Annotated in this window: 21 protein-coding genes; 11 read left to right on the forward strand and 10 right to left on the reverse strand. The window is 67.2% G+C overall.

What is annotated here, in order from left to right; all coding sequences use genetic code 11:
* Positions 1-165 precede the first annotated feature (165 nt).
* Both ACWIGM_RS20830 and ACWIGM_RS20835 read left to right on the forward strand, forming a co-directional pair.
* Complete coding sequence (locus ACWIGM_RS20830) at positions 166-774, forward strand: DUF2155 domain-containing protein (RefSeq protein WP_454027852.1); 609 nt, start codon at positions 166-168, stop codon at positions 772-774.
* Between the two features lie 2 nt (positions 775-776).
* Positions 777-1,157, forward strand: a complete 381-nt coding sequence (locus ACWIGM_RS20835) for a VOC family protein (RefSeq protein WP_454027853.1) — start codon at positions 777-779, stop codon at positions 1,155-1,157.
* A 7-nt stretch (positions 1,158-1,164) separates the two neighbouring features.
* On the opposite strand, the gene aat is transcribed toward ACWIGM_RS20835, so the two are convergent.
* The 5 genes from aat to ACWIGM_RS20860 all read right to left on the reverse strand — a co-directional run bounded on the left by aat (position 1,165) and on the right by ACWIGM_RS20860 (position 5,164).
* The gene (gene aat, locus ACWIGM_RS20840; protein ID WP_454027854.1) at positions 1,165-1,842 is read right to left on the reverse strand and encodes a leucyl/phenylalanyl-tRNA--protein transferase; all 678 of its coding nucleotides are present in this window, start codon (positions 1,840-1,842) and stop codon (positions 1,165-1,167) included.
* Between the two features lie 110 nt (positions 1,843-1,952).
* Positions 1,953-3,458: a helicase HerA domain-containing protein gene (locus ACWIGM_RS20845; protein ID WP_454027855.1), complete on the reverse strand. Its 1,506-nt coding sequence runs from the start codon at positions 3,456-3,458 to the stop codon at positions 1,953-1,955.
* 128 nt (positions 3,459-3,586) lie between these two features.
* Positions 3,587-3,955 carry an Atu4866 domain-containing protein gene (locus tag ACWIGM_RS20850; protein WP_454027856.1) on the reverse strand — a complete coding sequence of 123 codons (369 nt, stop codon included), beginning with the start codon at positions 3,953-3,955 and terminating at the stop codon, positions 3,587-3,589.
* An 11-nt stretch (positions 3,956-3,966) separates the two neighbouring features.
* A complete protein-coding gene (locus ACWIGM_RS20855) occupies positions 3,967-4,428 on the reverse strand; it encodes a carboxymuconolactone decarboxylase family protein (RefSeq protein WP_454027857.1) in 462 nt (153 codons plus the stop codon).
* Between the two features lie 10 nt (positions 4,429-4,438).
* Complete coding sequence (locus ACWIGM_RS20860) at positions 4,439-5,164, reverse strand: SDR family oxidoreductase (protein ID WP_454027858.1); 726 nt, start codon at positions 5,162-5,164, stop codon at positions 4,439-4,441.
* Between the two features lie 120 nt (positions 5,165-5,284).
* Between ACWIGM_RS20860 and ACWIGM_RS20865 the strand changes: the two genes are divergently transcribed.
* Both ACWIGM_RS20865 and ACWIGM_RS20870 read left to right on the forward strand, forming a co-directional pair.
* Positions 5,285-6,220 carry a LysR substrate-binding domain-containing protein gene (locus ACWIGM_RS20865; RefSeq protein WP_454027859.1) on the forward strand — a complete coding sequence of 312 codons (936 nt, stop codon included), beginning with the start codon at positions 5,285-5,287 and terminating at the stop codon, positions 6,218-6,220.
* Positions 6,221-6,358: 138 nt separating this feature from the next.
* Positions 6,359-7,072, forward strand: coding sequence for a DNA helicase (locus tag ACWIGM_RS20870; RefSeq protein ID WP_454027860.1), 714 nt, complete (start codon positions 6,359-6,361; stop codon positions 7,070-7,072).
* Between the two features lie 156 nt (positions 7,073-7,228).
* Here ACWIGM_RS20870 and ACWIGM_RS20875 read toward each other — a convergent pair whose 3' ends face one another.
* On the reverse strand, positions 7,229-7,510 hold the full coding sequence (locus ACWIGM_RS20875) for a YARHG domain-containing protein (RefSeq protein WP_454027861.1): 282 nt from the start codon (positions 7,508-7,510) through the stop codon (positions 7,229-7,231).
* A gap of 172 nt (positions 7,511-7,682) precedes the next feature.
* Here ACWIGM_RS20875 and ACWIGM_RS20880 point away from each other — a divergent pair, with 172 nt between their 5' ends.
* From ACWIGM_RS20880 to accC, 4 genes are all read left to right on the forward strand, one after another.
* Positions 7,683-9,089, forward strand: a complete 1,407-nt coding sequence (locus ACWIGM_RS20880) for a M48 family metalloprotease (protein WP_454027862.1) — start codon at positions 7,683-7,685, stop codon at positions 9,087-9,089.
* Between the two features lie 36 nt (positions 9,090-9,125).
* Positions 9,126-9,908, forward strand: coding sequence for a DsbA family protein (locus ACWIGM_RS20885; RefSeq protein WP_454027863.1), 783 nt, complete (start codon positions 9,126-9,128; stop codon positions 9,906-9,908).
* A gap of 291 nt (positions 9,909-10,199) precedes the next feature.
* Complete coding sequence (gene accB, locus ACWIGM_RS20890; RefSeq protein WP_454027864.1) at positions 10,200-10,664, forward strand: acetyl-CoA carboxylase biotin carboxyl carrier protein; 465 nt, start codon at positions 10,200-10,202, stop codon at positions 10,662-10,664.
* A gap of 29 nt (positions 10,665-10,693) precedes the next feature.
* Positions 10,694-12,058 (forward strand): acetyl-CoA carboxylase biotin carboxylase subunit, encoded by a 1,365-nt coding sequence (accC, locus tag ACWIGM_RS20895; RefSeq protein ID WP_454027865.1) that lies wholly within the window; start codon positions 10,694-10,696, stop codon positions 12,056-12,058.
* Between the two features lie 54 nt (positions 12,059-12,112).
* Here the strand turns inward: accC and ACWIGM_RS20900 are convergent, their stop codons facing one another.
* On the reverse strand, positions 12,113-12,682 hold the full coding sequence (locus ACWIGM_RS20900) for a TIGR00645 family protein (protein ID WP_454027866.1): 570 nt from the start codon (positions 12,680-12,682) through the stop codon (positions 12,113-12,115).
* Between the two features lie 212 nt (positions 12,683-12,894).
* On the opposite strand from ACWIGM_RS20900, the gene ACWIGM_RS20905 reads away from it, so the two are divergent.
* From ACWIGM_RS20905 to ACWIGM_RS20915, 3 genes are all read left to right on the forward strand, one after another.
* Positions 12,895-13,347 (forward strand): BA14K family protein, encoded by a 453-nt coding sequence (locus ACWIGM_RS20905; protein ID WP_454027867.1) that lies wholly within the window; start codon positions 12,895-12,897, stop codon positions 13,345-13,347.
* A gap of 129 nt (positions 13,348-13,476) precedes the next feature.
* A complete protein-coding gene (gene xth, locus ACWIGM_RS20910; protein ID WP_454027868.1) occupies positions 13,477-14,256 on the forward strand; it encodes an exodeoxyribonuclease III in 780 nt (259 codons plus the stop codon).
* Between the two features lie 2 nt (positions 14,257-14,258).
* Complete coding sequence (locus tag ACWIGM_RS20915; protein ID WP_454027869.1) at positions 14,259-14,549, forward strand: putative quinol monooxygenase; 291 nt, start codon at positions 14,259-14,261, stop codon at positions 14,547-14,549.
* 13 nt (positions 14,550-14,562) lie between these two features.
* Here ACWIGM_RS20915 and ACWIGM_RS20920 read toward each other — a convergent pair whose 3' ends face one another.
* The 3 genes from ACWIGM_RS20920 to ilvD are packed head-to-tail and all read right to left on the reverse strand — an operon-like array spanning position 14,563 to position 17,654.
* A complete protein-coding gene (locus ACWIGM_RS20920) occupies positions 14,563-14,931 on the reverse strand; it encodes a hypothetical protein (protein ID WP_454027870.1) in 369 nt (122 codons plus the stop codon).
* 58 nt (positions 14,932-14,989) lie between these two features.
* Complete coding sequence (locus tag ACWIGM_RS20925) at positions 14,990-15,937, reverse strand: tetratricopeptide repeat protein (protein ID WP_454027871.1); 948 nt, start codon at positions 15,935-15,937, stop codon at positions 14,990-14,992.
* Entirely contained in the window at positions 15,924-17,654 is a 1,731-nt protein-coding gene (gene ilvD / locus ACWIGM_RS20930) for a dihydroxy-acid dehydratase (RefSeq protein ID WP_454027872.1), read from the reverse strand. The genes ACWIGM_RS20925 and ilvD overlap by 14 nt, the downstream gene beginning before the upstream one ends.
* Positions 17,655-18,085 lie beyond the last annotated feature (431 nt).

Consider the following 18,085-nt stretch of genomic DNA (forward strand, 5'->3'; position numbering starts at 1 on the left):
CATAAATGTTCGCTGCAGGCATGACGGCCATGCAACGCTTGGCCCGTGCATCTGGTCATGGCGCCCGCGACTCGAACCTCGTCATCCGCCCTTTTTCCGCTGCGATTGGCGTGCTACTGCGCCCCGTCGCGCGCGGCCGCGCTGAAAGAGATTCGCCAAGCCAGCATGTCCTCCTTCCGCAGAGCCCTCGCCGTCGCCGCCGTCTCCGGCGCAGCGCTCATGTTGGCCTTTCCCGCCAAGGCCGACCGCATCCGCAACCCGACCGCCGTCTTCGCCGGTCTCGACAAGATCACCGGTCGGATCATCTCCTTCGAGGTGGCGATCGACGAGACCGTGCAGTTCGGCGCTCTGCAGATCACCCCGCGCGTCTGCTGGACGCGCCCGCCGACCGAGGCGCCACAGACGACCTCCTTCACCGAGGTCGACGAGGTCACCTTCAACAACGAGTATCGGCGCATCTTCACCGGCTGGATGTATGCGTCGAGCCCAGGCCTGCACGGCGTCGAGCACGCGATCTACGATGTCTGGCTGACCGACTGCAAAGGCGGCACCGAATTGGTGGTCGATCCGAAGGAGCCGGAGGCCCCACCGCCGCCGCTTACCCCGGACCAGCGCCGCCCGGCCCGTCCGGCCCAGCAGACGCCGCCTCCGGGCAATCAGCGCATCGATGTCGCGCCGCCGCAGGGCGTGCCGGTGCAGCCGCGCCAGACACCGTCGCAGCGCTTCTTCCCGACCAATCCGGCACAGGGGCGTGACCCCGCCGGCAGCAACTGACCATGGCGCGGGTCACCGGCATCGGCGGCCTGTTCTTTCGCGGCCACGACCCGCAGGCCCTGGCCGCCTGGTACGAGCGCCATCTCGGCATCGCCGACCTGAACAAGGCAGTCTGGAGCCAGGATGCCGGGCCGACCATTTTCGGCCCCTTCGCCGCGACCACCGACTATTTCGGCCGCCCGGAACAGCAATGGATGGTCAATTTCCGCGTCGACGATCTCGACGCGATGATGGCCTCGCTCCGTGCGGCGAGCATCGCGGTCGAGACCCGGCCGGAATGGGATTCCGAGGTCGGCCGCTTCTGCCGCATCCACGATCCCGAGGGCAATCCGATCGAGCTCTGGGAGCCAGCGCCGATGGCGAGCGGCGGGGCGGAGGCCTGACCGGCCTTCAGCCAGGCATGTCCGCCAGCACCTCGCGACCGCTGACAGGCGTTCCGGCCGGCCATGACCACCAGTCGCCTTCGGCCGCGATCGCGGCGTCGAGCAGCACGCGATAGGCCTCGCGCGGGATTTCGCGCGTGCCGAACTGGGCGAGATGGCTGGTCTGGAACTGCGTGTCGAGCAGACGGTAGCCGCCGCGCCGCAATCGGGCGATCAGGTGCACCAGCGCCACCTTCGAGGCATCGGTCTCGCGGTGGAACATGCTCTCGCCGAAGAAGGCGCCTCCGAGCGACAGGCCATAGAGCCCGCCGACCAGCCTGCCCTCGCGCCAGCACTCGACGGTGTGGACGTAGCCGAGATGGAAGAGCTCGCCATAGAGCCCCCGGATGCGACCATTGATCCAGGTCTCGGCCCGGTCCGGCCGGCTTTCGGCACAGGCTGCGATCACCGCGGCGAAATCCTGATCGACCCGGATCTCGAAGCGGTCCGAGCGGACGGTCCGCGCCAGCCTGCCCGGCACATGAAAGGCGTCGAGCGGGATGATGCCGCGAATCTCGGGCTCGACCCAGAACAGGCTGGGATCGTCGGCACTCTCGGCCATCGGGAAGACGCCGGCCGCATAGGCGCGCAGCAGCAACTCCGGCGTGATCGCCGGCGCGCGTGCGGGTGTGGAGCGGGCCTTCATGGCAGAATGGGAGCGCGTGATGGCAGGCTGTGTCAACGGCGAGCGTCATTCCCGTCCGGGCTGAGGCCCGAGCATCGAATGGCGCCTGTCGACCCGCACAGGCATGACGACTAGCCCCGCGCCCGGCGCGGCGGCAATCCCTTGACCAGCGGCGAGGCGAGGCCAGGCGCTGTCTCGACGCCGAGCGTCGGCAAGGCCAGCGTGCGCTGGCCGCGGAAATCGACATGGCAGACGAGGAGGCCGCGCTCCTCGATATAGCCGAGAAGGCGCCGCGCCCGGCTCGGCGAGTGGCTGCCATAGGCCTCGGCCAGTTCGGCGTCCGACGGGCAAGGCGCTCCTTCGATCGCGCTGCGGGCGATGAACAGGAAGAGCCCGTGCAGGTCTTCCGGCAGGGTCTCGGCCGCTGTCAGCGCCTTTTCCCAGGCATCGGAGGACAGCACCTCCTCGCTCGCCCCGGCGCGGGCGACTGCGAGGCGCTTGCGGAAGGCCTCCAGCCCGGTCTCCGGGCCGCTGACGCGGCGCATCCGGCAGCGAACGGTGAAGTCCTGGTAGAGCACGGCGACCGGCCGGTCACGCGCCTCGGGATCGTCGAGCAATTCGTTCAGGATCTCGACCAGCGCGGCGGCGCGCTCCTCCGGATCCATCTCGATCTCGGGTTCGGGCGGCGGCATCGGCTGGTGTGTCTCGATCCGGCGGATGATCTCAGGCGCCACCACCGGCCGCGGCCGCGGCTGCTTCGGCCAGGGAGCGGGCGCGGCCTCGCCCTCGCCGGCGGTGAAGATCAGCTTGCTGGCGTCCTCCGGCGCCTGCTCGGGCAGCGGCATCAGGCTCGGGGCGCTGCCGCGATCGACCGAGGCGACCGGGCCGATCCTGACCGGCAGCGGCTTCTTGGAAAGGGCAGGCCCGAGCGCGACGAACTGGCCGCGCTCGAGATCGCGGAACATCTCGGCCTGGCGCCGGTCCATGCCGAGCAGGTCGGCGGCGCGCTGCATGTCGATGTCGAGGAAAGTGCGGCCCATCAGGAAGTTGGAGGCTTCCGCCGCGACGTTCTTGGCGAGCTTGGCGAGCCGCTGGGTCGCGATCACGCCGGCAAGGCCGCGCTTGCGGCCGCGGCACATCAGGTTGGTCATCGCCCCGAGCGACAGCCGGCGCGCCTCGTCGGAAGCCTCGCCCGCCATGACGGGAGCGAAGAGCTGGGCTTCGTCGACCACGACCAGCATCGGGTACCAATGGGCGCGGTCGATATCGAAGAGCCCACCGAGGAAGGCGGCGGTGGCGCGCAATTGCTCGTCGGCGTCGAGCTCCTCGAGGTTCAGCACCACCGAGACGCGATGCTGGCGCACGCGCAGCGCAATCTTCTGCAATTCGACCGGACTTGCCGTGCCGTCGACCACGACATGGCCGAACTGGTCGGCGAGCGAGACGAAATCGCCCTCTGGGTCGATGATGGCCTGCTGGACAAGGGGCGCGCTCTGTTCCAGCAGGCGGCGCAGCAGATGCGACTTGCCTGAGCCGGAATTGCCCTGGACCAGCAGGCGCGTCGCCAGCAATTCGGCGAGGTTAAGCTCAGCGGGCTCGCCGCCGCGCGTCGACCCCATGTCGATGCCAGTCTTCATGCCGGGAATCCAGGCCGCTCCTTGCCGTGGCGGAAACGCAAGGCGGCGCTTCTAGCACGCTCGCCGGCAGTCAAGGCAAGGCCTGGCCTGCATTCCACAGCTTTGCGTGGCGCAGGACAGACCTCCGGTCAGCGCCGCCGCAGAATCATGCCGCCATGATGCAGCGTATCGGCGTCGACGAAGGTGCCGTCGGCGGTGAAACCAGTGTCGTCCCAGTACTCGATATAGCCGCCGCTCACCTTGTAGCGGCCGCGATAGGCGCTTTCGCGATTGCCGCGCGCTTCGTCATAGCGGCCATTCGGCAAGAGCTCGTGGCGGACATGGTTGTCGGCTGTGACCCACATGCCGACATAGGGGTGGCTCTGCGGGGCTTCGGTAGCGGCAACTTGGCTGATCGTCATCTGGGTGGATCCTCCCGGTCCGGTCTTGATCGTCGTGGTGGCGAGGCCGATGCCGGCGGTCAGCAACAGGGAGGCGTTCACGAGCAGGGTGTTCATGATTGTTCCCCTCACTGCCTGCGGCGTTCGGCGAAGAGCTCCGACAGAGCCTGCGATGCCGCGATCGCCCGCGAGATCCCGGCCGGCACGGTGATCAGGTAGACGATCTCCTTCAGCTCTCCCTCGGGCACGCCGATGTTGAGCGCGTAGCCGGCATGGACCTTCATGAACGCGGTCTGGCCGGTGGCCGCGAAGGCAGCGACCGCAGCGAGCTGGCGCGTGCGGCTGTCGAGGCCGGTCCGCGACCAGACGTCGCCGAGCGCATAGGCCTCGGTCGCCTCGGCGAGGAAGGGGAACTCCTGCCGCATCCGCTCCAGCGCCTGCTGCGGCTCGCCCTTGTTCAGGCTGCGGATGACGGCCTCGCCGCGCTTGCGGCGCTCCTCGTTCGACTCGGCGACGGCGGGAGCGGGCATCGCCGCGATGGCGAAGGCAGCTGCGGCGGCGCGAAGCGGGGATGGCATGGATAGGGTCATGGCTTTCTCCTCAGCGGGTGGCGGTGGGCCGCACGATGATCTCGTTGACGTCGACATCATCGGGCTGCTCGATCGCAAAGCGCACGGCGCGACCGATCGCATCGGGCTGGAGCGCGATGGCGCGGTAGCTCTTCATCAGCGCGGCCGCGGCCGGATCGGTGATGGTGCCGGCGAGCTCGCTCTCGACCACGCCGGGATGGATGCAGGTGACACGCAGGTCAGAGTGCTCCTGGCGCAGGCCGTCCGAGATGGCGCGCACCGCGTACTTGGTCGCGCAGTAGACGGCCGCCGTCGGCGACACCGCGAGGGCGCCGATCGAGGCGATGTTGACGATCTGGCCGGAGCCCCGCGCCAGCATCTGCGGTAGCACGGCGGCGATGCCGTAGAGCACACCCTTGATGTTGACGTCGATCATCCAGTCCCACTCGTCGACCTTGAGCGAGGCCATCGGCGAGAGCGGCATGACGCCGGCATTGTTGACGATGACGTCGACGCGGCCGAAGGCCTCGCGCGCCGCCTCGGTAAAGGCGGCGACATCGGCGCGATCGGTGACATCGAGCCGCCGGGTGCGGACGTCGCCGCCTTTTGCGGTCAGCTCTTCGGCGAGTGCGTCGAGCCGGTCGGTGCGGCGTGCGCCGAGCATCAGCCTGGCTCCGGCGACTGCAAGTTCGCGGGCGATGCCGGCGCCGATCCCGCTGGAGGCGCCAGTGATAAGGACGACCTTGTCGATGGCCATGTCTGCTCCGTCTGGTTTGCTTCGTGAAACCGCTGTGCTGCGGTTGCCCGAAAGCTAGGAGCGAGCCATTGTCGCGATAAGCCGCCGATTTCTTCCCAGTCTGGAGAGTTTTTCTAACCAATGGAGATGGATCTCAACGCCCTCGCCGTGTTCGCGCTCGTCGCCGAGGAGAAGAGCTTTCGCGCCGCGGCCGATCGCATCGGCGTGACGCGTTCGGCTGTCAGCCAGTCGATCCGCAAGCTGGAGGAGCGGCTCGGCATCGCGCTGGTACAGCGCACGACGCGCAGCGTCAGCCTGACCGAGGCGGGCGAACGCCTCCTCGCCGATCTCGACCCTGCGCTGTCCGATCTGCGCGCCGCCGTCGAGGCGACGCGAGATTTGCGCGCCGGCCCGCGCGGACGCCTGCGCCTTGCCGTCTCGTCGATTGCCGAGCGCTTCCTGTCAGGGCCGTTCCTGGCGAGCTTCGCCGCGGCCAGTCCCGAGGTCGAGCTCGACATCACCGTGACCGACGAGGAGTTTGACATCGTCGCCGCCGGCTACGATGCCGGCGTCAGGCTGGGCGAGGTCATCGAGCAGGACATGATCGCAGTCTCGATCGGCGGCGAGGAGCGCCAGCTCGCCGTCTGTGCACCGGCCTATCGCGAGCGCTTCGGCATCCCTTCGCATCCGCGCGAGCTGGCAGCGCATCGCTGCATCGGCTGGCGGCCGGCCCCGAGGCTGCCGCCCTATCGCTGGGAGTTCGCCGAGAGTGGCAAGGAGTTCAGCGTCGCCGTCGCGCCGGAGATCACGGCGAGCGACATGGCACTGATGATCAAGCTCTCGGTCGCCGGCGCCGGCATCACCTTCGGCATGGAGGAGAGTTTTCGGCCTGCGATCGCGCGTGGCGAACTCGTGCCGCTGCTGGAGGAATTCTGTCCCTATTTCGCGGGCTTCTATCTCTATTATCCCAGCCGCCGCGCCATGGCGCCGAAGCTTCGTGCCCTCGTCGGGCATCTACGCGGTTTCGATTGGAACGGGCTCAAGGCGACGGCGCGAGCGGGATCGGCTATGATCTGATTCCAGGCGTCACCCACGCCTCCTCCCTCCAGCCGGGAAGCACGCTGCCGTGCAGGGTATCTTCATCATCGAACCGACTGTTCGAGCGCTGCGCATAAGGAGGGGTTGCGGACAAGGCTCGCATCAGGAGGTCCATCGATGAAACTTTCCGCACCTGTCTATCGCCTGAAGCGCAAGGCCAGGGTCCTGGCACGCAAGGAAGCCATCCCGCTCCATCTCGCGCTCGATCGCGTCGCCATCAGCGAAGGCTTCGGCGCCTGGAGCCTGCTCGCGGCCAGATCAGCGGACGCCCTGTCCGCCGAGGGGCTGCTCGCCCGGCTAGCCCCGGGAGACCTTCTCCTCATCGGGGCGAGACCGGGACACGGCAAGACGCTGCTCAGCCTCGAGCTCGCCTTGGAAGCAATGAAAGCCGGCCGCAGGGCCGTGTTCTTCACGCTGGAGTACACGGCCAGGGACGTGCTCGGCCGCTTCCGGGCGCTCGGCGTCGAGCCGGGGCAGTTCGAGGCGCTGTTTTCCTTCGACGATTCGGACGCGATCAGCGCCGCCCACATCATGAAGGCGCTGGCCGATGCCGCGCCGGGCACGCTCGCGATCGTCGACTACCTGCAACTGCTCGACCAGAAGCGCGGCAATCCCGAGCTGACGGTCCAGATCCGCGATCTCAAGGCGTTCGCACGGGAAAAGGGGCTGATCCTGGTCTTCATCTCGCAGATCGACCGATCCTACGATCCCGCAACGAAGCCCTGTCCCGATCTCGACGATGTCCGCCTGCCGAACCCGCTCGACCTGTCGCTGTTCAGCAAGGCCTGCTTCCTGAACGAAGGCGAGGTCCGCTTCCAGGCGGCGGGGTAGCGCCACTCTCAAGGGCTCCCGATCGAGCTGAGATCGTCATTGCGAGGAGCGAAGCGACGAAGCAATCCAGCGCCCATAGCGCGCTCGATACTGGATTGCTTCGCTACGCTCGCAATGACCGCCCAGCCGATCGGGCGCCGCTCGATGGAAAGGCGCTCAGCGCGGGCAGGCGCGCGTGCGCTCGGCGCGCTGGATGTCGGTGATGACACGGCGCTGCGTCGCCGAGAGCGGCACGTCCTCGACATTGTCATACTGGCAGCCGGCATTGCCGAAGGCGCTGATGCCGCGCTGCGTGCGGAAGCAGTAGCCCTGCGCCTTGTAGATCTCGTTGCGCTGATACCAGAGGTCCTCGCAGCTCTGGGCGGCCGCGGGCGTGGCAGTTGCCAAGAGAGGCAGGCAGAGGCCGAGAGCGAGGACGGGGAGAAGCAGCTTCGACATGACGACCTCTTGCGGTTGAGAGCTATCTGTTGCCGCCCCTTGCGGGTGAGACAAGCCTTTTCGCTCCCTGCCATGGCAGGATCACGATCCTGTTGCAGGAACGCCTGAGCGCTCCGCTGGCAAAGCTGTGAATTGACGCTGCCGCGCTCCCGGAGGACAAGAATCGCCGCTCATGCAGTCCTTTCGCCTCCGACGCCCGCCTTTTGCCTGCCTGCGGCGATCGCTCGCTGCCGGGCTGGCTCTGGTCGCGGTCGCGGCACCGGCCCTGGCGCAGGAGAAGCGTTCGGTTTCGCTGATCCGCGACGCCGAGATCGAGCAGTTGCTCCGCGACTATGCGGCGCCGGTCTTCAAGGCCGCCGGGATCAATGCCGGCGCGACGCGGATCGTCCTGATCAACAACCGCGCCTTCAATGCCTTCGTCGCCGATGGCAAGTCGATCTTCGTCAATATCGGCGTGCTGATGGATGCGGCGACGCCGAACGAGGTGATCGGCGTGCTCGCCCATGAGAGCGGCCATCTCGCCGGTCGACATCTGGCGCGGCTGCGGCAGGAGATCCAGAATGCGCAGATCCTCTCGATCGCCGGCCTGCTGGTCGGCGTCGGCGGCGCGGTCGCCGGCGCGCGCAGCGGCAGTTCCGCGATCGGCAATGCCGGTATCGGCGCAGCGGGGGCGATCGCGGGGCCGCAGGAGCTGGTGCGACGCTCGCTGCTGGCCTATCAGCGCTCGGAGGAGCAGGCTGCCGACCGCGCGGCGGTGCGCTTCCTCGCCGCTGCCGGCCTGTCGGCCAAGGGCATGCTCACCGTCTTCCGGCGTTTCGCCGAGAACAGCGCCTTCCTCTCGCAGGCGATCGATCCCTACACGATCAGCCATCCGATGCCGGCCGAACGCATCGCCCAGCTCGAGACCCTCGCGAAGCAGAGCCCCAATTTCGACAAGCCCGATCCGCCGGCGTTGCAGGCGCGGCACGACCTGATGCGCGCCAAGCTGATGGGCTTCATCGAGCGCGAGGGCGGCGTCGCCCGCCGCTATGGCATGGCCGACCAGTCGATGGCGGCCCGCTATGCGCGCGCCATCAGCGACTATCGCTCCGGCCGGATGGCCCAGGCGCTTGCGGCCATCGACCGACTGATCGGCGAGCAGCCGAAGAACGCCTATTTCATCGAGCTCAAGGGCCAGGCCCTGCTCGAGGCAGGCAGAGCGCGCGAGGCCGTGCCGGTGCTGCGCCAGGCGGTGTCGCTGGCACCGCAGGCCGGTTTGATCCGGCAGATGCTCGGCCACGCACTGCAGCAGACCGGCGACAAGGCGCTGCTCGACGAGGCCATCCGCGAGCTCTCGAACGCGGCGACGCGCGAGCCGGACTCGGCCGATGCGCACCAGCACCTCTCGAACGCCTATGCCGCCAAGGGCAATATCGCGATGGCCGAGCTCTCGGCCGCGCAATACGCCTTCGCCACCGGCAACTGGACCGTCGCCCACACGCAGGCGAGCCGGGCTCTGGCCAAATTGCCGCAGGGATCACCTGCGGCGCTGCGCGCCCGCGACATCGTCGAGTATGTTCCTCCCGACAAACAACGATAGCGCACCTGAGTCGCGCTTCTGGAAAGGACCGTCGTCATGATCTTCTCTTCGCTGCGCCGTCTGGCGCTCGCCGGCATCGCCGCCTGCGCGCTCGGCGTCGCCACCGTGCCGGCACAGGCCCAGTCGCTTTCGGCCGAGCAACGTGCGGCCGTGGTCGAGCTGATCAGGGAGACGCTGCTGAAGAATCCCGAGCTGATCCAGGAGGCGCTGGTCGAGCTCGAGAAGCGCAATCAGGTCGCGCAGGTCGAGGCCCAGCGCAATGCGCTCACCGCCGAGAAGGCCAACCTGACCGATCCCGCGACCTCGGTGATCGCCGGCAATCCGCAGGGCGACGTCACCCTGGTCGAGTTCATGGATTACAATTGCGGCTACTGCAAAAGGGCGATGGAAGACGTCCGCGCCCTCGCCAAGGACGACCCCAAGCTCAAGGTCGTGATCAAGGACTTCCCGATCCTCGGCCCTGACTCCGTCGAGGCGAGCCGCGTCGCCATCGCCGTGAAGAACCAGCTCCAGGGCCAGAAGTACTGGGATTTCCATCTCAAGCTGATGGCCACCAAGGGCCGGGTCAACGGCGCCAAGGCTCTGGAGATCGCCAAGGAGGCCGGCGCCGACATCGAGCGCGTTAAGAAGGAAATCGACGCTCCGGCGACGCGCGCCGTGATCGAGCAGACGGTCGCGCTCGGCGACCGGCTCGGCCTCACCGGCACGCCCGCCTTCATCGTCGGCGACGAGGTCGTGTTCGGCGCGGTCGGCCAGGCGGCACTGAAGCAGAAGATCGAGGCCGTCCGCAAATGCGGCAAGGCGACCTGCAGCGGCTGAGGTAAGCGGAAGCCGGGCCGTCTCGACGGATGGCTCGGCAGCTGCCCAGGCCTCCTGCAACAGGCTTTCGCCACGTCGTTCCTGTGGAACAACTCCCGGAATGGCGGCGATTTGCATAGGCAAGGCGCCCCATGGGCGCCTTCGCCCTTTTCCTGACCCGCTGTTCCGGGTAAAGACGCGCGACACTTGCGAAGCCGCCGGCTTGATCTGGCGACATGCCTTCGCTTATGCGCACCTCCTTCGGGACCTGCCGTCCCGCCCATCGAGCTCACGAAGACGGTGAAATCCGCCATGGCGACCAAGAGCCCCATCGATCCCGAACTCGTGCGCGAGATGGCGCAGCTGATCAACGAGACCGATCTGACCGAGATCGAGGTGCAGAAGGGCGATCTGCGCATCCGCGTGGCCCGCACCATCACCGCCACCGTGATGGCCCCCGTCGCGGCCGCGCCAGTCCTCGCTGCTCCGCCCGTGGCGGCAGCTGTTGCCGCTCCGACCGACGCCAAGGCCGCGGCCGCCCATCCCGGCACGGTCAATTCGCCGATGGTCGGCACCGCCTATCGCCGGCCCTCGCCGGAGGCCAAGCCCTTCATCGAGGTCGGCCAGGAGGTGAAGGTGGGCGAGCGCGTGCTGCTCGTCGAAGCCATGAAGACCTTCAACGACATCGTCGCGCCCCGCGCCGGCAAGGTCGTCGCCATCCTGGTCGAGGATGGCCAGCCGGTCGAATACGGCGAGCCCCTGCTGGTGATCGAGTGAGGTTTCATCCGGGCGGGAGCGGACTGAAGATGTTCGACAAGATCCTGATCGCCAATCGTGGCGAGATCGCGCTGCGGGTGCTGCGGGCCGCCAAGGAACTCGGCATCGCGACGGTTGCCGTGCATTCGACCGCCGACGCCAACGCCATGCATGTGCGCCTCGCCGACGAGAGCGTCTGCATCGGCCCGCCGCCGGCGCGTGAGAGCTATCTCAACATCCCCGCTTTGATCGCCGCCTGCGAGATCACCGGCGCCGACGCGGTCCATCCTGGCTACGGCTTCCTCTCCGAGAACGCCCGCTTCGCCGAGATCCTGGAGCGGCACAACATCACCTTCATCGGCCCCAAGGCCGAGCATATCCGCAGCATGGGCGACAAGATCGAGGCCAAGCGCACCGCCAAGCGCCTCGGCATTCCCTGCGTGCCGGGCTCCGAGGGCGGCGTCGCCGATGACGAGGAGGCGATCCGCATCATCAGAGAGATCGGCCTGCCCGTCATCATCAAGGCCGCTTCGGGCGGCGGCGGCAAGGGCATGAAGGTGGTTCGCAGCGAGGACGAGGTGTCCGTCATGCTCGCCACCGCCCGCAGCGAAGCCAAGGCCAATTTTGGCGACGATGCCGTCTACATCGAGAAATATCTCGAGAAGCCGCGCCATATCGAGATCCAGGTGCTCGGCGACGGCCAGGGTCGGGCAATCCATCTCGGCGAGCGCGACTGCTCGCTGCAGCGCCGCCACCAGAAGGTCTGGGAGGAAGGCCCCTCGCCCGCCCTCAATGCCGGCGAGCGCGACAGGATCGGCGCGATCTGCGCCAAGGCGATGGCCGATATGGGCTATCTCGGCGCCGGCACGATCGAGTTCCTCTATGAGGACGGCGAGTTCTATTTCATCGAGATGAACACCCGCATCCAGGTCGAGCATCCGGTCACCGAGATGATCACCGGGATCGACCTCGTCAACGAGCAGATCCGGATCGCCGCCGGCGCGCCGCTCTCGATCAGCCAGAAGGACGTCGTCATCGAGGGCCATGCCATCGAGTGCCGCGTCAATGCCGAGCATCCCGCGAATTTCCGGCCATCGCCCGGCAAGATCGCCTCGTTCCACACGCCGGGTGGGCTCGGCGTGCGCGTCGATTCGGCCGCCTATCAGGGCTATGTCATCCCGCCGCACTACGACTCGCTGGTCGGCAAGCTGATCGTGCACGGCCGCAACCGGGCCGAATGCCTGATGCGCCTGCGCCGCTCGCTCGACGAGTTCGTCGTCGACGGCGTCGACACGACGTTGCCGCTGTTCCGCACCCTGGTGCGCAATCAGGACATGCTGAACGGCGACTACAACATCCACTGGCTGGAGAAGTTCCTGGCCAATGGCGGCATGGACCAGCCCGGCGAGGAATGATTTGGCCATCGCCATGCTCGGCGAGGGCCGAGCATGACGATCCGGCTCCAGGCCTCAGTGCCCCTTGCCGCTGCCGCCGAGCGTCATCCGGTCGACCCAGGCGATACCGAGCGCCGAGACGATGAAGATGCTGTGGATCAGCGTCTGCAGCAGCACGCCGGTCGCGGTGTAGTTCGTCGCCGTCGGTCCGCCGATATTGCCGGCCTCGATGAAGGTCCGCAGCAGGTGGATCGACGAGATGCCGATGATCGCCATGGCGAGCTTGATCTTGAGGATCGAGGCGTTGACGTGGCTGAGCCATTCCGGCTGGTCCGGATGGTTCTGCAGCCGCAGGCGCGAGACGAAGGTCTCATAGCCGCCGACGATCACCATGATCAGCAGGTTCGAGATCATCACCACGTCGATCAGGCCGAGCACGACCAGCATGATCTGCTGCTCGCTGAAATCGAAGGCGTGGGTGACGAGGTGCCAGAGCTCCTTCAGAAACAGGAAGACGTAGACGCACTGCGCCACGATCAGCCCGAGATAGAGCGGGACCTGCAGCCAGCGTGAGGCGAAGATCACCAGCGGCAGCGGCCTCAGGCCTTGGGTGGGAAGGTCGGCGGGATCGGCGGGCTGCGACATGGGGCTCCCAAATGGATAGATGGCTGCGGAAACGTCCGCCAGATGGGGCCTGATGCGGCGGCGCGCAAGCCGAAAACTGCCCGCCAATGCCGGAAGTCGTTGAAATTTCGCCGCGTTTTGCGTCTACTCCCTACGGTAAGGTGACAGTGTTTGGGCAAGGCCGGTAGGCTCGCCCGCGAATCCTCCCATCCGGGAGGGACAAGGAGTTCGAGATGATCAGGACGACGATGATCGCCGCCGCCCTAGCTGGCGGTTTCGCCCTTGCGACGCCGGCGATGGCTGCGCCGCTCGCGCCGACCTCCGCCGCCATCGCGACCGCCGGCGCGAGCAACCTCGTCGAGCAGGTGCAGTACCGCCGCTATTACGGCCCGCGCTACGGTTATCGCGGCGGCTATTACGGCCGTGGCTATCGCTACAACCGCGGCGCGGCTGTCGGTGCCGGCATCGCCGCCGGAGCGCTCGGCGCTCTCGCTGCCGGCGCCCTGCTCGCCCCCGGCCCGGTCTATGCCGAGCCAGTGCCGCCGCCGGTCTATGCTGCGCCCCGGCCTGTCTACGTCGAGCCGGATGCCGACGCGATCGCCTATTGCTCGCGCCGCTTCCGCAGCTACGACCCGCAGACCGGCACCTATATCGGCTCCGGCGGCGTGGTTCGCGCCTGCCCGTAAGGCGCAGCCGCCACACTGAGCGATCAGAGCCTCCTGGCCTCGGCCGGGAGGTTTTTTATGACCGCTGCTGACTTGCATTGACGGCTTGGCCGGCTCTTAGTTTCCGCACGTCTGAATCGGAGCCGGCCTGTGCGCATCGCCACCTGGAACGTCAATTCGATCCGCCAGCGGCTCGGCCACGTCCTCGCTTTCCTGAAGGAAGCCGAGCCCGACGCGCTCTGCCTGCAGGAGCTGAAATGCGTCGACGCCGATTTCCCCCGCGCCGAGATCGAAGAGGCCGGCTGGCAGGTTGCGATCCACGGTCAGAAGGGCTTCAACGGCGTCGCCATCATCTCGCGCAGCAAGCTCGAGGATGTCCGGCGTGGTCTGCCGGGCGATGAGAGCGACGAGCAGGCGCGCTATCTCGAAGGCGTGCTGCCGCTGGGCTCAGGCGTTGTGCGCCTCGCCTCGATCTACCTGCCCAACGGCAATCCGCCGAACACCGAGAAATACCCCTACAAGCTCGCCTGGATGGAGCGGCTCGCGGTGCATGCCAAGGGCCTTCTTGCCCATGAGGAGCCGCTGGTGCTGGCCGGCGACTACAATGTCATCCCCGAGCCGCGCGACGCCCGCGATCCTGCCGCCTGGGCCGGCGATGCGCTCTTCCTGCCGCCGACCCGCACCGCCTTCCGTAAGCTGCAGAGCCTGGGCTTCACCGAGGCGCTGCGCGCCACCACCGACGCGCCCGGCCTCTACACCTTCTGGGATTATCAGGCCGGCGCCTGGCAAAGGAACAACGGCATCCGCATCGACCATCTGCTGCTATCGCCGCAGGCCGCCGACAGGCTCGGCGCAGTCTCGATCGCCAAGCATGTTCGCGGCTGGGACAAGGCCTCGGACCATGTCCCGGTGCTGATCGAGCTGAACTGAGCATGCTGAAGGTCATCGCCCAGGATTTCATCAGGCTCGAGAGCATCGAACTGGTGAAGCCGCTCTACCGGGAACTGGTCGAGAAGACGCGGGCCGAGCCGCTCTGCCTGTCCTACGACCTCTTCGTCGATCAGAAGGATCCGGGACATTTCGTCTTCGTCGAGCAATGGCCCGATCGCGCGGCACTCGACGCGCATTGCCGGACCGAGCACTTCACCCGGCTGGTGCCGCTGATCAACCGGCATCAGCGGCAGGACTGCATCGTCACGCTGATGGATGCGTTCGAGGGCTAGGAGCCCTGCCCGGCTATTCAGGCGAGCCACGCCTGACGCCGTCCTTGATGAAGACGCGGAACGGCGTCGTGCCGCTGGCGCTGCCATCGGCCGAACGCCATTTGCCGTTGGCGCAGAGCACGCCGCCTTGCGTCTCGCTCGCCTCGAACTCGATCAGATTGTGATAGGTCGTGCCGTTCGGCTCGACCGCCCGGAAGCGTGTCGTGCATTTGCCGCCGGCGACGACCGGATCATAGTCGTGGATCATGATGCCGCCGCCGCCCGTGCTCGGGAACGGGTTCGTCAGCGGAGGCCAGTCTTCGAAGCGCTCCTGCGCCCCGGCGCCGTGAAAGGCGAGTGCGGCGCAGGCTGCGATGAAACTGAAGAATGCGGCATCGCGCATGGCAAGGCCTCCGAGGTTCGATACCTCGGCTACGTCAGCCTGCCGATCTTGGATGCAGTCAGCGCCGCTCGGCGCGGCCGTGCTGGCGCTCGACCAGGGCCAATGCGGCCGTCCGATCGTTCGCGCTCGCGCTGGCGAAGGCGGCGTCGTAGCGCTCGACGATCCAGGTCTCGCGAGTGGCGTCGGCGCCCTCGCGCGCCAGCGCCAGCCACATCAACCCCATGATCGGGTGGCGCGGTACGCCGTCGCCGCCGCGCAGCAGCATGTCGCCGAAGACGGCGCGCGCCGGAGCGTGCCCCTTCTCGGCCGCGAGCTTCATCCAGCGTGCGGCCTGGCGTGGATCGCGCGGGACGCCGGTGCCGTTGAGATAGAGCCGGGCCAGGTTGTACTGGCCATCCGGGTCGCCGAAATAGGAAGCGGCGTAATGGAACATGTCGAAGGCGCGGTCGGGATTGGGCTTCACATAGGTGCCCTTGATCCCGTCGAGGAAATAGCCGCCGAGCGCGACGAAGGCAGCCGCGACAATGCGCCCGTCCGAGGTACCGGGAATCTCGTCGGCATTCTCGTCCGCGATCTTCGAGAAATACTCGAAGGCCTTGAGATCGTTGGTCGGAACGCCATCGCCGCTGGCATAGACCCGGCCGAGCTTGAACTGCGCGGCGAGATGGCCCTGGGCAGCGGCGTATTCGAGCGCCTTGACCGCGCCGGCCTGATCGCCGGCGGTGGAATCGCGCATCCAGGCCTTCAGCGCGTCGCGGGCGCTGCTGAACGGGGCGATTGGCAGAGCAGTGTGGGCGGCAGGCCCGCTCGGCGCCGGCGCGATCGCGCGACCGGGAGCGAGCGGAACGGGCGTGCGGTTATCCAGCTCCGGCTCCGGCAGGGCGATGCCGGGAATCGGGCGCGGCGGCACCGGCATGCGCTCGGCCGACGCGTCCTGCGCCCAGGCTGCCGACTGGCAGCCCAGAGCAAGCAATGCTCCGGCAATGATGGCCTCAGATATCCGCATAGCACTGTGTCTCGGCTGCGCCTCCCGGGTGGGTGACGGCGCCGCCCTTGGCGGATCCGACCGTCTGCGCGTATTTCCAAAGCGCGCCCGACCGGTAGTCCGTCTGGCGCGGCGTCCAGGCCTTACGACGCTCCTGAAGTTCGGCATCAGAAAGGCGGACTGCGAGCTTTCCTGTGATGGCGTCGAGCTCGATGATGTCGCCGTCGCGGAGCAGGCCGATCGGCCCGCCGACGGCAGCCTCGGGGCCGACATGGCCGACGCAGAAACCGCGGGTCGCGCCCGAGAACCGGCCATCGGTGATCAGCGCGACCTTGTCGCCCATGCCCTGGCCATAGAGCGCCGCCGTGGTCGACAGCATCTCGCGCATGCCCGGGCCGCCCTTGGGCCCTTCATAGCGGATCACCAGCACGTCGCCGACCTGGTAATCGCGATTGGAGACGGCCTTGAAGGCGTCCTCTTCGCAGTCGAAGCAGCGCGCCGGGCCGGTGAAGACCAGGCTCTCGGCCGGCATGCCGGCGATCTTCACGATCGCGCCTTCCGGCGCCAGATTGCCCTCGAGGCCGACGACGCCACCGGTCTGCGTGATCGGCTTGTTGGCCGGGTAGACCACGTCCTGCTGGTCGTTCCATTTCACCGAAGCGAGGTTCTCGGCGATGGTGCGGCCGGTCACGGTCATGCAGTCGCCGTGCAGATAGCCGTGATCGAGCAGCGTCTTCATCAGGAGCGGAATGCCACCGACCTCGAACATGTCCTTGGCGACGTATTTTCCACCCGGCTTCAGGTCGGCGACGTAAGGCGTCTTCTTGAAGATCTCGGCGACGGCGAAGAGATCGAAATCGATGCCGCATTCATGCGCGATCGCCGGCAGGTGCAGCGCCGCATTGGTCGAGCCGCCCGAGGCCGCGACGACCATCGCCGCATTCTCCAGCGCCTTGCGGGTGACGATGTCGCGCGGGCGGATGTTCCGGGCGATCAGCTCCATCACCATCTCGCCGGCGGTGTAGCAGAAGGTGTCGCGCACATCGTAGGGCGCCGGCGCGCCGCAGCTATAGGGCAGCGCCAGGCCGATCGCCTCGGCGACGGTCGCCATGGTGTTGGCGGTGAACTGGGCGCCGCAGGAGCCGGAGGATGGACAGGCGACCTCCTCGAGCTCCTTCAGGTCCTCGTCCGACATGGCGCCGACCGAGTGCTTGCCGACGGCCTCGAACACGTCCTGGACGGTGACCGGCCGGCCCTTGAAATTGCCGGGCAGGATCGAGCCGCCATAGATGAAGATCGACGGCACGTTGAGGCGCACCATCGCCATCATCATGCCGGGCAGCGACTTGTCGCAGCCGGCGAGGCCGACCAGCGCATCATAGCAATGGCCGCGCATGGTGAGCTCGACCGAATCCGCGATCACCTCGCGCGAGGCCAGCGACGACTTCATGCCCTGGTGGCCCATGGCGATGCCGTCGGTCACGGTGATCGTGCAGAACTCGCGCGGCGTGCCGCTGGCCGAGGCGACGCCCTTCTTCACGGCCTGGGCCTGGCGCATCAGGGCGATGTTGCAGGGAGCGGCCTCGTTCCAGCAGGAGGCGACGCCGACGAAGGGCTGCGCGATCTGTTTCGCGGTCATGCCCATCGCGTAATAATAGGACCGATGCGGCGCACGGGCCGGCCCGACGCTCACATGCCGACTGGGCAGCTTCGACTTATCGAAAACGCGCGCGTCCATTCCAACTCTGTCCCGCCACCCCACCTGGCGGGCGCCAGATGTGCCACGCCGCCGCCCGCCGGTGCAATCATTCACCCCCGAACGAGCTGCGAGGCATCTTTATGCTCCGCATCCTGCCTCAAGGGGCTTAATTCTTCCGTATCTCAGATAGTTACTGAAGTTTGCAGCTGGGGCCGCTTTGTGGCGGCTTCGCGGCAATTGCGGCAGCGTACCGGCACGGCACTGCAATAGCTGCCCATGTTGTAGAAATGTCACGAACTTTAGCCGTCGCAGCGCGAAACATGCCCCTGCATCACACAACCCTGGCGCGTGCTAGCACGGCATCTTCGGTTCACGATCCCGGCACCGCCGAAACACGATCCGAGCATTGCGAATGAGCGGATTTGCCCGATACACGCTGAATGCCCACGTCAGCCCATCTCATGAGTGGC

The sequence above is a fragment of the Allobosea sp. NPDC055332 genome, assembly GCF_053645455.1.

Coding starts and splice junctions, on each gene's coding strand:
- ilvD (WP_454027872.1), bottom strand. CDS start 17,654: ATGGACGCGCGCGTTTTCGATAAGTCGAAGCTGCCCAGTCGGCATGTG.
- ACWIGM_RS20925 (WP_454027871.1), bottom strand. CDS start 15,937: ATGCGGATATCTGAGGCCATCATTGCCGGAGCATTGCTTGCTCTGGGC.
- accC (WP_454027865.1), top strand. CDS start 10,694: ATGTTCGACAAGATCCTGATCGCCAATCGTGGCGAGATCGCGCTGCGG.
- ACWIGM_RS20905 (WP_454027867.1), top strand. CDS start 12,895: ATGATCAGGACGACGATGATCGCCGCCGCCCTAGCTGGCGGTTTCGCC.
- aat (WP_454027854.1), bottom strand. CDS start 1,842: ATGAAGGCCCGCTCCACACCCGCACGCGCGCCGGCGATCACGCCGGAG.
- accB (WP_454027864.1), top strand. CDS start 10,200: ATGGCGACCAAGAGCCCCATCGATCCCGAACTCGTGCGCGAGATGGCG.
- ACWIGM_RS20850 (WP_454027856.1), bottom strand. CDS start 3,955: ATGAACACCCTGCTCGTGAACGCCTCCCTGTTGCTGACCGCCGGCATC.
- ACWIGM_RS20830 (WP_454027852.1), top strand. CDS start 166: ATGTCCTCCTTCCGCAGAGCCCTCGCCGTCGCCGCCGTCTCCGGCGCA.
- ACWIGM_RS20845 (WP_454027855.1), bottom strand. CDS start 3,458: ATGAAGACTGGCATCGACATGGGGTCGACGCGCGGCGGCGAGCCCGCT.
- ACWIGM_RS20865 (WP_454027859.1), top strand. CDS start 5,285: ATGGAGATGGATCTCAACGCCCTCGCCGTGTTCGCGCTCGTCGCCGAG.
- ACWIGM_RS20920 (WP_454027870.1), bottom strand. CDS start 14,931: ATGCGCGATGCCGCATTCTTCAGTTTCATCGCAGCCTGCGCCGCACTC.
- ACWIGM_RS20835 (WP_454027853.1), top strand. CDS start 777: ATGGCGCGGGTCACCGGCATCGGCGGCCTGTTCTTTCGCGGCCACGAC.
- ACWIGM_RS20880 (WP_454027862.1), top strand. CDS start 7,683: ATGCAGTCCTTTCGCCTCCGACGCCCGCCTTTTGCCTGCCTGCGGCGA.
- ACWIGM_RS20855 (WP_454027857.1), bottom strand. CDS start 4,428: ATGACCCTATCCATGCCATCCCCGCTTCGCGCCGCCGCAGCTGCCTTC.
- ACWIGM_RS20870 (WP_454027860.1), top strand. CDS start 6,359: ATGAAACTTTCCGCACCTGTCTATCGCCTGAAGCGCAAGGCCAGGGTC.
- ACWIGM_RS20860 (WP_454027858.1), bottom strand. CDS start 5,164: ATGGCCATCGACAAGGTCGTCCTTATCACTGGCGCCTCCAGCGGGATC.
- ACWIGM_RS20875 (WP_454027861.1), bottom strand. CDS start 7,510: ATGTCGAAGCTGCTTCTCCCCGTCCTCGCTCTCGGCCTCTGCCTGCCT.
- ACWIGM_RS20900 (WP_454027866.1), bottom strand. CDS start 12,682: ATGTCGCAGCCCGCCGATCCCGCCGACCTTCCCACCCAAGGCCTGAGG.
- ACWIGM_RS20885 (WP_454027863.1), top strand. CDS start 9,126: ATGATCTTCTCTTCGCTGCGCCGTCTGGCGCTCGCCGGCATCGCCGCC.
- ACWIGM_RS20915 (WP_454027869.1), top strand. CDS start 14,259: ATGCTGAAGGTCATCGCCCAGGATTTCATCAGGCTCGAGAGCATCGAA.